Consider the following 13,959-nt stretch of genomic DNA (forward strand, 5'->3'; position numbering starts at 1 on the left):
CCGCGGCTCCTAGAGAGGGATGTTGCCGTGCTTCTTGTCGGGGCGCTGCTGGCGCTTCCGGGAGGTCATCTCCAGGGCCCGGAGGAGCTCCCGCCGGGTGAAGCGGGGCTCGATGATGGTGTCCACGAGCCCCTGCCCCGCCGCCGTGTATGGCTTGGCGAAGAGCTGGCGGTACTCCTCGATCTTCTGCTTCCGCATCGCCTCGGGGTCCGGGGCCTCGCTGATCTCGCGGCGGAAGATGATGTTCGCCGCGCCGTCCGGCCCCATGACGGCGATCTCCGCCGAGGGATAGGCGATCACGCGGTCGTATCCCAGCCCGAATCCGCTCATGGCGATGTAGGCCCCGCCGTAGCTCTTGCGGAGGATGACGGCGATCTTGGGGACGGTGGCCTCGCTGTAGGCGAAGAGCACCTTGGCCCCGTGGCGGATGACGCCGCCGTGTTCCTGGTGGGTGCCGGGGAGGTAGCCGGGCACGTCCACGAAGTTGAAGATGGGAAGGTTGAAGGCGTCGCAGAAGCGGACGAAGCGGGCGAGCTTGTCGGAGCTGTCGATGTCCAGCACCCCCGCGAGGTGGGAGGGCTGGTTCCCGACAATCCCGGCGGGCCGGCCCTCCAGGCGGGCGAAGCCGACCACGATGTTCCGGGCGTAGCGCTCCTGCACTTCCATGAAGTCTCCGGCGTCGAACACGTTCCGGATGACGTCCCGCACGTCGTAAGCGCGTTTCTCCTCCGCCGGGACGGTCTTCTCGAGCTCAGGGTTGTCGTCGGGCGGCCAGTCCGTGAGGGGCGCCACGGGGGGGTCGTCCAGGTTGTTGGCCGGGAGGAAGGAGACGAGCTTGCGGATCATCTCGAAGCACTCCCGCTCGTCCCGCGCCACGAAGTGGGCGTTGCCGCTCACCGCGCTGTGCACGTGGGCCCCGCCCAGGTCCTCGAAGGTCACCTCTTCCCCCGTCACCGCCTTGATGACGTCGGGGCCGGTGATGAACATCTTGCTCAGCCCCTCGACCATGAACACGAAATCGGTGATGGCGGGGGAATAGACCGCGCCGCCCGCGCACGGGCCGAGGATGACCGAGATCTGGGGGATGACGCCCGAGGCCTGGGTGTTCCGCTCGAAGATGCGGGCGTAGCCGTCGAGGGCGCGGACGCCCTCCTGGATGCGGGCGCCGCCCGAATCCAGGATCTGGATGAAGGGGCATCCCGCCTTCATGGCCAGGTCGATGACGTGGACGATCTTTTGGGCGTGAGTTTCGCCGAGGGAACCGCCCAGGGTGCCGAAGTCCTGGGACGAGACGAAGACGAGCTGGCCGCCGATCCGCCCGCTGCCCGTCACCACTCCGTCCCCCGGGCTGCGGCGCTGGGACATCCCGAAATCGGCGGAGCGGGACTGGGCGAAAAGGTGGATCTCGGCGAAGCTGCCCGGGTCCAGGAGGACGTTCAGCCGCTCCCGCGCCGTGAGCTTACCCTGCTTGCGCTGGCGCTCCTCGGAGGCCTTTCCCCCCAGGGTTTCGGCCTCCGCCGTCAGGCGGCGCAATTCCTCAATCGGATCCGGCATGGCGTCCCCTGTGAATGTGGAGCCGCTTGATAAGCGCCTTCAGGGCCGAGCCCGCCGGCGTCGTGAGGAGAGGGCCAAGGATGTATTAAAGCTCCCTCCGTTCGTCGTCAAGCCCTCCCGGGGGCGAGGGGAAGAGCCTCCCGGCGGCCCTGCCAGCGTAATAGGCGGCCAAGGGAGAGGGGCAATCGGCGGGGGCGCTCTTTCCAGGGCGGGAGGGTCAGGCGGCGGGCTGATCCCAGTTCATGATGCCCGCGTGCAGGAGCTGGCCGGGAAGCTGGCGGCCCAGCAGAGACTCGGCCAGGGCCACCGCCTCGAGGAGCCTGGGGAGGCCGATGCCGGTCTCGACTCCCATCTCGTGGAGCATGTTGACGGTGTCCTCGGTGGCGATGTTCCCGCTGGCGCGGGGGGCGAAGGGGCACCCTCCCATGCCCCCGGCCGAGGCGTCGAAGCTCTCCGCCCCCGCCTCGAGGCCCGCGAGGACGTTCGCCAGCCCCGAGCCCCGGGTGTTGTGGAAGTGGAGGCCGAAGCGCGCCTCCGGGAAGCGCCCCTTGAGGTGTTCCAGCATCCGGCGCACGGCGGCGGGATTCGTCACCCCCACGGTGTCGGCCAGCGTGACCTCCTCGCACCCCATTTCCAGGTAGGCGCCGGCCACGCGCTCCACCGCATCGAGGGGCACCCGGCCTTCGTAGGGGCAGCCGAAGGCGGTGACGACCCCCCCGCGCGCGGGGAGGCGGGCCTCCCGGGCCATCCGCGCCACCTCGCGCGCCGCCGCGAGCATCTCCTCCCGCCCCGCCCGGAGGTTCTTGCGGTTGAACGCCTCGCTGGCCGCCACGAAGAGCACGATGCGGTCCACCTTGCATCGGAGCGCCCGCTCCATCCCCCGCACGTTCGGAACGAGCGCCTCGTAGGCCGTGCCCGGCTGCCGCTCGATGCGGGCCAGCACCTCCTCCGCGTCCGCCATCTGGGGGACGTGCTTGGGGTGGACGAAGCTCGTCACCTCGATCCGCGGCACCCCGGCCGCGGAGAGAAGGTCCACGAGGCGCACCTTGGCTTCGGTGGGGATCTGCTGCTTCTCGATCTGGAGCCCGTCCCGGGGCCCCACCTCGATGATCGTCGCGCGCGGGGGGAGGGTCATGGCTGCTCACCGCTTCAAATGCCGGTCGAAGTAGGCGACGACCTTGGCGGTGGCGTCGAGCTGGACCGGGTCGGGCTCGTACTTTCCGCTCCGGGCCCGGATGGGATAGATGTAGCCGTGCTCCGGGTGGTCGTAGGACACCCACTCCACGTCTTTCGCGGCCTCTTTCAGGAGCTCGTAGGTCGCGCGGAAGACCCCCTGGAGGTGGTCCGTCTCCCGCCCCATCACGAGGATGGGGGTGTTGATGGTACGGATGCGCTCCATGGCGATCTTTCGGTCCGTCCGGGCGAGAATCCTGCCCGCTGGGCCCAGGTCCTCCTCGTCCACCTGGCGCAGCCGGGTGCGGGGGTCGAAGCCCTGGCTCCCCTCCGGATGGAGCACGAGGAACTCGTGGGAGGCGGGCTCGCTGGCCACGGCGCAGGCGACGCCGTGGTACTCCGAGGTGATCTTGAGGATCATCTCCCCCCCGTGGCTCATCCCGAGGAGGCCGACCCGGCCCTTGTCGATGTAGGGGAGGGCCTTCACGTGCTCGATGATGGAAATCTCGTCCTCGTACTCGAGGGGGGAGCGGTTGAGGAGGAGGCGCTTCGTCCGCACCCCGCGCATGAGCTTCTCGCCGTTGTTGTAGCCGAGCTCCACCTCGGCCCGGTAGCGCAGCCAGGCGCAGGCGTAGCCCGCCGCGAGCAGGCGCTCCATGATGTAGCCCCGGTTCTGCACCGCATCCCGCACCCAGCGCATGCCCTCGCTCCCGTTCCCCGAGGCGAGGAGGACGACGGGGAAGGGCCCCTCTCCGTGGGGCTTGCGGAGCCCGATGGGCGTGTAGAGGCCGTCGATGGTTTCCACGTACATGAGGTGAACCGGGATGTCCGAATCCTGCACCTCCTCGGTGACGACGACGTGCTCCGGGTCGATGCGGGCGGGCGCTTCGGGCTGGGCGGTCTGGGTCACGGGAGCCCTCCTGGCTTTGGGGGATTCTCCCGTCCATTCTAAGGCGAAGGGCGGCCGGGCGCCAAGGGCTCCGCCTCGCTCTCCGACCTCTGCTCGGCCGGCCCGGTCTTGAGCATCAGATTGTAGGCCGTGTTGATGAGCGCAACGTGGGAGAAGGCCTGGGGGAAGTTGCCCAGCATCCGCTTGCCGGAGGGATCGTACATCTCGGCCAAAAGCCCCACATCGTTGCGGACGGCGAGCAGGCGCTCGAAATATTCCGCAGCCTCCTCGTGCCGTCCCTGGAGAGTCAAGTTGTCGGCCAGCCAGAAGGAGCAAAGGAGGAAGCATCCTTCCCCTTCTTGGATCCCGTCCACCCCGGTGACGGGGGCGTAGCGCGCGACGAAGCCATCCTTCATGAGGCCATGCTGGATGGCCTCCACCGTGCCCAGCATGCGGGGGTCATTGGCCGGCAGGAAACCCACCAGGGGAAGCATGAGGAGGCTCGCGTCGAGCTCTTTGGAGCCATAAAACTGCACGAAGGAGTTCAGGCCCCCGTCGTAGCCCCGCTCGAGCACATCCGCCCGAATGGCGTCGCGGAGCTTGCGCCAGCGGGCCACCGGCCCGTCGAGCCCGTGCCGCTCGGTCGCTTTGACCGCGCGATCCATGGCCACCCACGCCATCACCTTCGAGTGAGTGAAATGGCGGCGCGGCCCGCGCACCTCCCAGATGCCCTCGTCGGGCTCCTGCCACTTCGACTCCAGGTGATCGAGCAAGGCACGCTGAAACCTCCAGGCGTGCTCGTCGGGCTCCAGGCCGGCCTTTCGCGCGAAATGGAAGGCGTCCATGATCTCGCCATAGATATCGAGCTGGAACTGCTCGTACGCCGCGTTTCCGATGCGGACCGGAGCGGAGCCGCCATAGCCGGGCAGCCACTCCAGCTCGAACTCCGTCAGCCGCCGCTCCCCCGAGAGGCCGTACATGGCCTGGACCTGGGAGGGCGTGCCCGCCACGGCGCGCAGAAGCCAGTCGCGCCAGCACCCGGCCTCCTCCGCATATCCGGCGAGCATCAGCGCGTAGAGGGTATAGGTCGCATCCCGGAGCCAGCAGTAGCGGTAGTCCCAGTTGCGGCTCCCTCCGAGCCACTCGGGCAGGGAAGACGTCGGCGCGGCCACGATACCTCCCGTGGGAGCGTAGGTGAGGGCCTTCAGGGTGAGGGCCGAGCGTATGACCGCCTCCCGCCATCTCCCCTTGCAGGGGGATTTGGCGGACCACTCGCGCCACCAATCCTCGGTCTCATGGAGGGATCGGAAGACGTCGGGCGCTCTCGGGGGCGTGACGTACGAGGGATGCCATCTGAGGAGGAATGGGATCTGCTGGCCTTCGGACAACGTGAACTCGGCGACCGTGGTCAGGTTCTCACCATGCGTCGGCACGGAAGTGGACAGGTGCAGCGTATCCGGACCTCCTACCGCCACGAGGTCCTCACCATCCGCCCGGCGCACCCAGGGCACGACCGATCCATAGTCGAAGCGGATGATGAGCTGCATCCGCATGGGGACCTCGCCCGAAACGCCCTCCACCACGCGCACGAGGTCCGCCTCGGACGTGCGGGGCAGCATAGCGTCCACGACGCGGACCGCGCCGGAGTCCGTCTCGAACTCGGTTTCGAGCACCATGGTTTCGCCGCGGTAGCGGCGGCGGGTGCGGCGGACCCGGCCGGAGGGAGCCAGGAGCCAACGGCCGTGCTCGGGCCCTCCCAGGAGAGCGGCGAAGCAGGCGCTTGAGTCGAACCGCGGGAAGCACAGCCAGTCGATGGAGCCGTTCCGGCCCACCAGGGCCGCCGAATGCAGGTCGCCTATCAGCGCGTAATCCTCGATGCGGAGGGGCATGGGGTTCTCCCGTCTATGCGGTGAAATCGAGGATGGTTTTCACGTCCCGCGAGGAATCGCGCTCCGTCATCTCGTTCCAGCGGTCGAGCGGCAGCCGCCGGGTGATGAGCCGCCCGAGCCACCGGCGGTCGGCGCCCGCCAGCGCGGCGGCGGCGGCCTCGAAATGGCTCCGGTTGGCATTCACCGATCCGAACACGGCGTCATTCTCGAGCACGAGCTTGGTGCTCAACCCGCCGACGTCGAGCTCGATGGCGCGCCCCCCGGAGCTGATGCCCGTGAGGCAGACGATGGAGTGGGGGCAGTTGTGGCGGATTGCATCCACCACGATCTGAGGTGCGCCCGTCGCCTCGATCACCACGTCCGCCCTGGGGCAATCCGTCTCGATGGCGCCGGTGTGGTAGAAGGCTCCCAGCCCGGCGGCGAGCTCTGGCTTGATCCCTTTCTCGTTCCGATCGAAGAGGTGCACCTCCAGCCCCCGCTGCATGCCGAGCAGGGCCGCGAGCAGCCCGATGGGGCCGGCGCCCGTCACCAGCACCCGGCGCGGCTCCCAGTGCGCCCGCCGCCCGATGCGCTCGATGTGGTCCCAGGCCTTGGCGACGATGCTCGCCGGCTCGAGGAGGACGCCGAGCTGGCCGAGAGCAGGATCCACCCGGACGGCGAAGCCCGGCTCGATGCGGAAGCGCTGCGAGGCGAAGCCGTGCCGGCCCTTGATGCCCCGCTCGGTGAAGAGCCCGTTGCGGCACATGTCCCACTCGCCGGCGGCGCAGTTCGGGCAGGGCACGGGGTCGGGCCGGCGGACGATGCCCGTCACCCAGTCGCCGGGCGAGAGGCCGGACCCGGGCGGCGCCTCCCGCACCCGCCCGATCGACTCGTGGCCCAGGATGAGGTGTCCCTCCCCCTCGGGCGCCTCCCCGTAATGCCCGGCGAGAATCTCCCGGTCCGTGCCGCAGACGCCGACGGCGACGGTCTCGACGAGGATGGGGCCGTCCCTCTCGGGAGGCTCGGGCACGTCCCGAATCCGTCCGGAATCCGCTTGGCCGGGGATGACGGTGAGGGCTCGCAATGCGGAACGCTCGCCGGCGGCCGGGTGGAAGACGTGCGCGAATCGATCCGGCGGCAGGAATTCCAATTTAACAGCTTGGGGATGGACTTTCATCCCTCCCGTCCCGGAGGCGGGCCGGAAATCACGCGAAAATGAAAGAATGGGTTTCGTCTGGAAGCCGTATTCGCTTGGGGAGACGCGATCCGATGGGGGTTTTCCCCCCCCATATCACGGGCGGAAAAGCCGCATCTTTCCCCGTCCCGCCCCGCAGGGGCGCCTTCACACCGTCAAAAAGGCGTAGCGGAAGAGAAAAAGAACCGAGAGGAGGTAGACCAGGGGATGCGCGTCCCCTGTGCGGTCCGTCACCAGCTTCAGGATGGAATAGAGGATGAAGCCGAAAGCGATGCCCTCCGTGATGCTGAAGGTGAAGGGCATGATGATCGCACAGAGAAAGGCGGGGAGGTACTCGGTGGGGTCGTCCCAGTCGATGTGCTTGAGGGAGGAGATCATGAACGATCCCACCACGATCAGGGCGGGGGCGATGACGGGGTAGAGCACTTTCTTGGGGCCGATGCCGACCCCTCCGCCCACCGTCTGGATCAGGGGGGTGAAGAAGAGCGCCAGGAGGAAGAGGGCCGAGGTCACCAGGTTCGCGAGCCCCGTCCGCGCCCCGGCCGCCACCCCCGCCGCGCTCTCGATGTAGCTCGTGATCGTCGAGGTCCCCAGGCAGGCGCCCCCCGTCGTGGCGAAGGCGTCGGCGGTCAGAGCCTCTCGCGCCTTGGGGAGCACTCCCCCCTTCATCAGGCCAGCCCGCTCCCCCACCCCGACCAGGGTCCCCACCGAATCGAACATGTCGAGGAAAAGAAAGATGAAGACCGCGGTCCAGAAGCCCGGCTCCAGCCAGCGGCTCATGAGGTCGAGCCGGAGAAGGGTGGGGGTGATGGAAGGAGGCGCGCTCGTCAGCCCGCGGAACTCGATGAACCCAGTGGCGACCCCCACGGCGGCCGATACAAGCATGCCGATGAGCATCGCCCCGCGCACCCGGAGGCTCATGAGGGCCCCGGTCAGGACCAGCCCGAAGATGGTGAGGAGGACCGGGGCGGCCGTCAGCGCGCCCAGGCCGATGATGGTGCCCGGCCGGTCGATGACGATGCCGCCGTACTGCATCCCCACCAGGGCGATGAGAAGCCCGATGCCCACCGCGATGGCGTGGCGCAGGGAGGAGGGCACGGCGTGGAGGATCTTCTCGCGCAGGCCCACCAGGCTGAGGACCACGAAGGCGGCGCCCGCCAGCGCCGTCGCCCCCAAGGCCTCCTGCCAGCTGTATCCCAGGCCGCCCGCCGCCGCCGCCCCGCAGACCGTGAAGGCGAAGAAGAAGTTGTGGCCCATGGCCGGGGCCATGGCGATAGGATAGTTCGTCATCAAGCCCATGAGGGCGGTGAAGGCGGCCCCACCCAGGCAGGTGGCGGCGAGGACGGCCCCCGCGTCCATCCCCGCCTGGGAGAGGACCACGGGCTGAACGAAGATGATGTAGGAGAGGGCGAGAAAGGTGGTTGTGCCGCCAAGAACTTCTTGGCAGATGCTGGTCCCGTGGCGCTCCAATTCAAAACGGCGGCCCAGCCATTCGGTCATTTCGAGCTCTCGCCGGGCTGGTAGGCGCGGATGTCCGGCAGGGTGCGGAATTCCTCCGCGAAGTCGAGGCCGTACCCCACGACGAAGACGTCCGCGATCGTGAACCCGACGTGGTCGGCCCGGGCGTCCACCCGGCGGCGCGAGGGCTTGTCCAGCAGGACGCAGGACCGCAGCGAGGCGGGCCTCCGCGCCAGGATGGCCCGCCGGACGGCCGCCATCGTGTGTCCCGTGTCGAGGATGTCGTCGATCAGGAGGACATGCCGCCCTTCCACCGGGCCCAGCGCTTCCGCGCCTACCCGGACCTCGCCCGCGCTCTCGGTGGCGTCCCCGTAGCTCGAGGCCGACAGGAACCCCACGCTGACCTCCCGCTTCAAGGAGCGGAGGAGATCCGCGGCGAAGAAGACGGCGCTCTTGAGGACGACGACGCAGTGGACGGGCCCGGGCGGCAGGGCGGCGTCGAGCTCGCGGGCGAGCTCCCGGACGCGGCGGCGGATTTTCTCCTCCGGGATGAGCGTCTCGCCCAGGGGCACGCCGCCGCTCCTCCGCCAGCCGGGCCTCAGCCCGCCTCCTGGTAGAGCCGCCGCATCTCCGCCTCCCCCGCGAAGACGGGGTTGGTCTGGACGGAGCCGCTCTTGGCCGCCTCACGGGCCATCATTTCCAGGCCATCCTCCGACCAGCCGCAGTAGGCCCGGAAGGTGGAGGGGATGCCGATGTCCCGGCCCAGGGCGCTCACCTCCTCGATGGCGGCCTCGGCCGCGGCGGGGTCGCGCGGATCGGCGTCCTCCCCGGCCAGCAGGGGGGCCATCCGGGCGTACTTTTCGCGCATGGCGGGGAGGTTGAAGCGCATGACGGGCGGGAGAAGGATGGCGTTGATGGTCCCGTGGTGGCCGCCGAAGGCCATGAAGTAGGGATGGGTGAGGGCGTGGACGATGCCCAGGCCCGTGTTGGTGAAGGAGGCGCCCGCCAGGGTGGCGGCTAGGGCGAGGGCGTCGGCGGCCTCGGGATCGGCGGGGCTCTCGACGAACCGCCGGGCGTGCTTCCCGATGAGGCCGATGGCCTGCATGCACATGGCCTCGGTCCAGGGGCTCGACTTGGGCGAGCCGATGGACTCGATGGCGTGGGTCAGGGCGTCCATCAGGGCGCCCGCCGCGACCGGGCGGGGCAGCTTCGCGAGGAGGGAGGAGTCCACCACGGCCAGATCGGCATAGAGCATGTCGCTATGGATGCTGGCCTTCACCTGCCGCTCGGTGTCCGTGATGATGGAGGCCCGCGTCACCTCGCTCCCGGTGCCGGCCGTCGTGGGGACCGCGATGAAGAGGGGGACGCGCTTGGCCGGCTTGCTCACCCCGTAGTAGTCCGAGATATTCCCCCCGTTCGAGATGAGGGCCCCCATGGCCTTGGCCGTGTCCAGGGCGCTGCCGCCCCCCACGGCGACCATGCCCTGGCAGCCGTTCGACGCGTAGAACTCCCTGGCGCGAGGGATGCTCTCGTCCGAGGGGTTGGGCTCGGCCTTCTCGAAGAGGCAGCAGTCCACCCCCGCCTTCTTGAAGCCCGCCAGGACGGGCTCGAGAACGCCCGCCGCCGTCAGGCCCGGATCGGTGAGGAGCATCGGCCGTTTCATGCCCAGGGCCCTGGCCTCCTCTCCGACGGAGACTGCCTCTCCCCGACCGAAGCGGACACGCGGCCCGCGCGAGATCTGGAACGGCTGTACCATGAGGCTCTCCTTCACAAGGATGAAGATAGTACCGCTGAGGGCGCGAGGCCCCCAATTCGCCCCCTCAAACCGCCTCGAATTTGGCTCGCAGCCGCATATGGTCGGCCTCGGTGTCGAGGTCGAGGAAGAGGTCCTCCTCTTCGACGGAGACGGCCGCGACGCGTTCCTCCCGCTCGAGCCGGCGCAGGATATGCCGCGCGCCCTCGTCCCCCTGGACCCCGGCGATCTCGTCCCGGAGGGAGGCCGAGAGCAGAACGGGGTTTCCCCGCCGGCCCTCGTGGTAGAGGGCCGCAGCCAGCGTCCCCGTGGGGGCGGAGGCGAAGGCGTCGATCAAGCGGTCCACCCAGCCCGCAGTGAGCAGGGGCTGATCCCCCAGGGCGAAGAGGAGCCCATGGGCGTCCGGCGAGGCCTGCGCCAGCCCCGCCCTCAGGCTCGTGCTCTGGCCCTGGGCGTAATCGGGGTTGTGGACAATGCGGAGGCGCAGGCCTTCCAGGGCGGCGGTCACGGCGAGGGCGTCGTGGCCGGTCACGGCGATGACCTCGGCCGCGCGGGAGTCCGCCAGGGCCAGGGCGGCGCGCCGGACGACGGGCATCCCGCCGGCGGGGAGCAGGAGCTTGTTCCGCCCGAGACGCCGGGAAAGTCCCGCGGCGAGCAAAATGGCCGAAATTTGCGGGTCCCGCGGCATGGAGAGAGCTCCGGAATGGAGGGCAATAGGAGGAGCCGCTGCGAACGTACGGGATGCGAAGGAGGGTGTCAATTTCGGGGCCGTTCCGTTGACAGGGCTCGGGAGAGGCACCTAAGATCGGTTCTTCGGCGCGAGGTTTCCTTCCCTCCTTCCGGCCCACCGGGCCGCCACCCGAAGAATGAGCCATGGCGAGGGAATTCGAGGGCCAGCTTGTCCTGATCACCGGCGGCGCCGGGGATATCGCGCGGGCCGCCGCCCGCCGGTTCGGGGAAGGGGGTGCCCGCCTCGTTCTGACCGACACGGACGGGAGCGGCCTGGAGGCCGCCTGCGGAGAGCTGAGAGCGGCGGGGGCCGAGGCTGAGGGGCGGCTCCTGGACGTGACGGACGTCCGGGCGGTGGAGGAGGCCGTAGAGAGCCTCCGCGCCGCCCGGGGTGGCCTCGACGTGCTGGTCAGCTGCGCCGGGATCTACCGCCACCGGCTGGTGGTGGAGATGACCGGGGAGGAGTGGGACCGGACCCTCGGCGTGAACCTGAAGGGGGTGTTCGCGGCCTGCCGGGCGGCGGGGCGCGTGATGGTCTCCCAGGAGCGCGGGGGCGCCATCGTCAACCTGGCCTCGGTGTCGGCCCAGCGCGGGAGCGCCCTCCACGCGCACTACTGCGCCTCCAAGGCGGGCATCATCGGCTTCGGCCGCGCCCTGGCGCTCGAGCTGGCCCCCCGCGTGCGGGTGAACGCGGTCGCCCCTGGGATCATCGAGTCGCGGATGATCGCCGAGATGCTCCCCGTGCGGGGCGAGGACTGGCGGCGCCAGATCCCGCTGGCCCGTTTCGGCCGGCCGGAGGACGTGGCGGAGGCCATCTGCTTCCTCGCGGGGAGCCGCGCCTCGTATATTAACGGCGCCGTGCTGAACGTGAACGGCGGCATGTGGATGGATTAATCCGAGGGACAGGGAGAGCGACATGGCGTACAAAAATCACCAGATCGTGGACCTCACGCAGCCGATCTACGTCGGCATGCCCGTCTTCGTGGGCCATCCGGACACCTGGCGGTGGACCCACATGACCCACGAGGTCAGCGCCGCGAGCGGGCGCTTCAAGAGCGAGATGAGCTACTACTCCGGCATCGTCCAGGTGTGCGAGCACGGGCCCACCCACGTGGACTCCATCAGCCACCTCGACCCCTCCCCGAGCGCCCCCCACATCGACAAGATGCCCTTCGACTTCTTCTACTCCCGGGGCATCACCATCGACTTCGAGAACGTGGCCGACAACAGCTACATCAGCGCCGACGACATCAAGCGCCGTCTCGACAAGTACAAGCTCGAGATCAGGCCGGGCGACACGCTGCTCTACACCTACGGCCATTACAAGCGCCACTATCCGCGCCCCTCCTACACCACGGCCTACGCCGGATGGACGCGGGAAGCCGCCGAGTACGTCTACGGCCAGTGCGGCTGCCTCAACGTGGGCACCGACGCCCCGAGCATGGACATGGCCCAGAGCCCCGAGTACCCCTGCCACCTCGTCTGCCGCGACCTGGGGCGCACCAATACCGAGAACCTGTGCAACGTCGAGGAGGTGGTGGGCAAGGAGTTCCTCTACATCGGGCTGCCCCTGAAGATCCGGGACGGCTCGGGCTCTCCCATCCGCGCCATCGCCGTGCTGAACGCCTAATGGACGCCGTCCCCTCCGGGTACAAGGGAGGGAGAAGATGAAAGCGCTCGTGAAGACCGCCAAAGGCCCGGGCCGCATGGAGATCCTCGATATTGAGGAGCCCCGGACCGGCCCGGGCCAGGTGAAGGTGAAGGTTGTCCGCGCCGGCATCTGCGGAACGGACGTGCACATCGCCTCCGGGGAGTTCTTTCACTATCTGCCGCCGCTGGCCCTCGGGCACGAGTTCGCGGGCACGGTGGCCGAGGTGGGCGAGGGCGTCGAGGGCATCGCGGTGGGCGATCGGGTGACGGCCGAGCCCACCAAGTCGACCTGCGGCACGTGCCTCCACTGCCGCTCGGGCGCCTACAACCGCTGCGACAAGCGCGACATCGCGGGGGTGGTGAGCCACGGGGCCTTCACGGACTACGTCGTCACGCGGGCGGCCTCCGTCCATAAGCTGCCCGATTCGGTGAGCTTCACGGCGGCCGCCCTCACGGAGCCCCTGGCGGTGTGCGTCCACGGGGTGACGGAGCAGTGCTCCCTCCGGGAGGGGGATCTCGTCCTGATCTGCGGACCGGGGCCAATCGGGCTCACCTGCCTCCAGGTGGCCCGCGCCTTCGGCGCCCGGGTCGTCGTCGCCGGCACCCTGGGCGATGTCCACCGCCTCTCCCTGGCCGAGCGCCTGGGGGCGGAGCGGACGGCGATGGTCGAGGGAGAGGCCCTGCGGGATTTCGTGGCCGATTCCACCGAGGGCTGCGGGTTCGACATGGCCATCGAGGCGGCCGGGGCGCCCGCCGCCTTCCGGACCTGCCTCGAGTTCATCCGGAAGGGCGGGCAGATCCTGCAGATCGGCATTCCGGGCCGGCCGGTCGAGGTCGTCATGGATCAGGTGGCCTGGAAGGAAGTGCGCATCGTCGGCACCTTCGGCCAGAAGGACACGGCCTGGCGCACGGCGATCCGCCTGATGGCCGAGAAGCGGGTGGACATGGAGGCGCTTGTCTCCGATATTGTCCCTCTCAGCGAATGGGAGAGCGGTTTCCGCCTCGCCGGAGAGGGCGCGGGCGTGAAAGTACTGCTCGATCCGGAAAAGTAAGCCCGCCGAGACGAGGGAAGGAGAAGCATGGCGCTGTTCTCCCGGAAGAAGGAATTCCAGGACCGCTACGGCGAGCGTATTCCGCCGGGCCAGACGGTGACGGAAAAGTGGCCCGTCCTCCACCACGGGTCCGTCCCCCGGGTGGACCTCGCGAAGTGGGACTTCCGTGCCTTCGGGGAGGTGGAGGAGGAGCTGCGCTTCACTTACGAGCAGTTCACCGCGCTCCCCATGGCCGAGGTGCGGTGCGACATCCACTGCGTCACCCACTGGAGCCGGATGGACAACGCCTTCTTCGGCGTCCCCTTCAAGGAATTTATGAAGCGGGTCCACCTCAGGCCCGCCGCCCGCTTCGTGATCATCCACTGCGAGGGGGGCTACACGACCAACCTCCCTCTCGAGGCCTGCATGGACGACGGCGTCCTGTGGGCCTGGAAGCACGACGGCAAGGATCTCGCGCCCGAGCACGGCTGGCCGCTGCGCCTCGTCGTCCCCAAGCGCTACTTCTGGAAGAGCGCCAAGTGGGCGCGTGGGATCGAGTTCTCGGCCGTGGACAAGCCCGGCTTCTGGGAGCAGAACGGCTATCACAACAACGCGGATCCCTTCGCGGAGGAGCGGTACTGGTGAACGCCGCCCGCCTC

Annotated in this window: 13 protein-coding genes; 4 read left to right on the top strand and 9 right to left on the bottom strand. The window is 69.0% G+C overall.

The features are described from left to right. Positions 1–9 precede the first annotated feature (9 nt). The 9 genes from HYZ11_06580 to HYZ11_06620 all read right to left on the bottom strand — a co-directional run bounded on the left by HYZ11_06580 (position 10) and on the right by HYZ11_06620 (position 10,578). Positions 10–1,554: an acyl-CoA carboxylase subunit beta gene (locus HYZ11_06580; protein MBI3127252.1), complete on the bottom strand. Its 1,545-nt coding sequence runs from the start codon at positions 1,552–1,554 to the stop codon at positions 10–12. Between the two features lie 217 nt (positions 1,555–1,771). After that, positions 1,772–2,689 carry a hydroxymethylglutaryl-CoA lyase gene (locus HYZ11_06585; protein MBI3127253.1) on the bottom strand — a complete coding sequence of 306 codons (918 nt, stop codon included), beginning with the start codon at positions 2,687–2,689 and terminating at the stop codon, positions 1,772–1,774. Positions 2,690–2,695: 6 nt separating this feature from the next. Next, positions 2,696–3,637, bottom strand: coding sequence for a dienelactone hydrolase family protein (locus HYZ11_06590; GenBank protein ID MBI3127254.1), 942 nt, complete (start codon positions 3,635–3,637; stop codon positions 2,696–2,698). A gap of 38 nt (positions 3,638–3,675) precedes the next feature. Continuing rightward, positions 3,676–5,505 (bottom strand): glycoside hydrolase family 15 protein, encoded by a 1,830-nt coding sequence (locus HYZ11_06595; GenBank protein MBI3127255.1) that lies wholly within the window; start codon positions 5,503–5,505, stop codon positions 3,676–3,678. Positions 5,506–5,518: 13 nt separating this feature from the next. Next, positions 5,519–6,568 (bottom strand): glucose 1-dehydrogenase, encoded by a 1,050-nt coding sequence (locus tag HYZ11_06600; protein ID MBI3127256.1) that lies wholly within the window; start codon positions 6,566–6,568, stop codon positions 5,519–5,521. A 258-nt stretch (positions 6,569–6,826) separates the two neighbouring features. Further along, positions 6,827–8,179 (bottom strand): NCS2 family permease, encoded by a 1,353-nt coding sequence (locus HYZ11_06605; GenBank protein ID MBI3127257.1) that lies wholly within the window; start codon positions 8,177–8,179, stop codon positions 6,827–6,829. Continuing rightward, positions 8,176–8,709 carry a hypoxanthine phosphoribosyltransferase gene (gene hpt, locus HYZ11_06610; protein MBI3127258.1) on the bottom strand — a complete coding sequence of 178 codons (534 nt, stop codon included), beginning with the start codon at positions 8,707–8,709 and terminating at the stop codon, positions 8,176–8,178. The genes HYZ11_06605 and hpt overlap by 4 nt, the downstream gene beginning before the upstream one ends. A 26-nt stretch (positions 8,710–8,735) precedes the next feature. Then, positions 8,736–9,893, bottom strand: a complete 1,158-nt coding sequence (locus HYZ11_06615) for an iron-containing alcohol dehydrogenase (protein MBI3127259.1) — start codon at positions 9,891–9,893, stop codon at positions 8,736–8,738. 64 nt (positions 9,894–9,957) lie between these two features. Further along, positions 9,958–10,578, bottom strand: a complete 621-nt coding sequence (locus HYZ11_06620) for a nucleotidyltransferase family protein (protein ID MBI3127260.1) — start codon at positions 10,576–10,578, stop codon at positions 9,958–9,960. A 185-nt stretch (positions 10,579–10,763) separates the two neighbouring features. On the opposite strand from HYZ11_06620, the gene HYZ11_06625 reads away from it, so the two are divergent. From HYZ11_06625 to HYZ11_06640, 4 genes are read left to right on the top strand one after another with little or no spacing between them, the layout of a single operon-like run. Then, on the top strand, positions 10,764–11,513 hold the full coding sequence (locus tag HYZ11_06625) for an SDR family oxidoreductase (GenBank protein ID MBI3127261.1): 750 nt from the start codon (positions 10,764–10,766) through the stop codon (positions 11,511–11,513). A gap of 22 nt (positions 11,514–11,535) precedes the next feature. After that, positions 11,536–12,249 (top strand): cyclase family protein, encoded by a 714-nt coding sequence (locus HYZ11_06630; GenBank protein MBI3127262.1) that lies wholly within the window; start codon positions 11,536–11,538, stop codon positions 12,247–12,249. 37 nt (positions 12,250–12,286) lie between these two features. Then, positions 12,287–13,321, top strand: a complete 1,035-nt coding sequence (locus tag HYZ11_06635; GenBank protein MBI3127263.1) for an alcohol dehydrogenase catalytic domain-containing protein — start codon at positions 12,287–12,289, stop codon at positions 13,319–13,321. A 27-nt stretch (positions 13,322–13,348) separates the two neighbouring features. Then, entirely contained in the window at positions 13,349–13,945 is a 597-nt protein-coding gene (locus HYZ11_06640) for a sulfite oxidase-like oxidoreductase (protein MBI3127264.1), read from the top strand. The last annotated feature ends 14 nt before the right edge of the window (positions 13,946–13,959 follow it).

This window comes from Candidatus Tectomicrobia bacterium, from assembly GCA_016192135.1.
Lineage (GTDB): Bacteria > UBA8248 > UBA8248 > UBA8248 > UBA8248 > 2-12-FULL-69-37.

Bases quoted from the DNA above. Each gene is read 5' to 3' on its own strand.
- HYZ11_06595 (MBI3127255.1), bottom strand. From the start codon at position 5,505: ATGCCCCTCCGCATCGAGGATTACGCGCTGATAGGCGACCTGCATTCG.
- HYZ11_06635 (MBI3127263.1), top strand. From the start codon at position 12,287: ATGAAAGCGCTCGTGAAGACCGCCAAAGGCCCGGGCCGCATGGAGATC.
- HYZ11_06620 (MBI3127260.1), bottom strand. From the start codon at position 10,578: ATGCCGCGGGACCCGCAAATTTCGGCCATTTTGCTCGCCGCGGGACTT.
- HYZ11_06585 (MBI3127253.1), bottom strand. From the start codon at position 2,689: ATGACCCTCCCCCCGCGCGCGACGATCATCGAGGTGGGGCCCCGGGAC.
- HYZ11_06625 (MBI3127261.1), top strand. From the start codon at position 10,764: ATGGCGAGGGAATTCGAGGGCCAGCTTGTCCTGATCACCGGCGGCGCC.
- HYZ11_06630 (MBI3127262.1), top strand. From the start codon at position 11,536: ATGGCGTACAAAAATCACCAGATCGTGGACCTCACGCAGCCGATCTAC.
- HYZ11_06615 (MBI3127259.1), bottom strand. From the start codon at position 9,893: ATGGTACAGCCGTTCCAGATCTCGCGCGGGCCGCGTGTCCGCTTCGGT.
- HYZ11_06605 (MBI3127257.1), bottom strand. From the start codon at position 8,179: ATGACCGAATGGCTGGGCCGCCGTTTTGAATTGGAGCGCCACGGGACC.
- HYZ11_06580 (MBI3127252.1), bottom strand. From the start codon at position 1,554: ATGCCGGATCCGATTGAGGAATTGCGCCGCCTGACGGCGGAGGCCGAA.
- HYZ11_06640 (MBI3127264.1), top strand. From the start codon at position 13,349: ATGGCGCTGTTCTCCCGGAAGAAGGAATTCCAGGACCGCTACGGCGAG.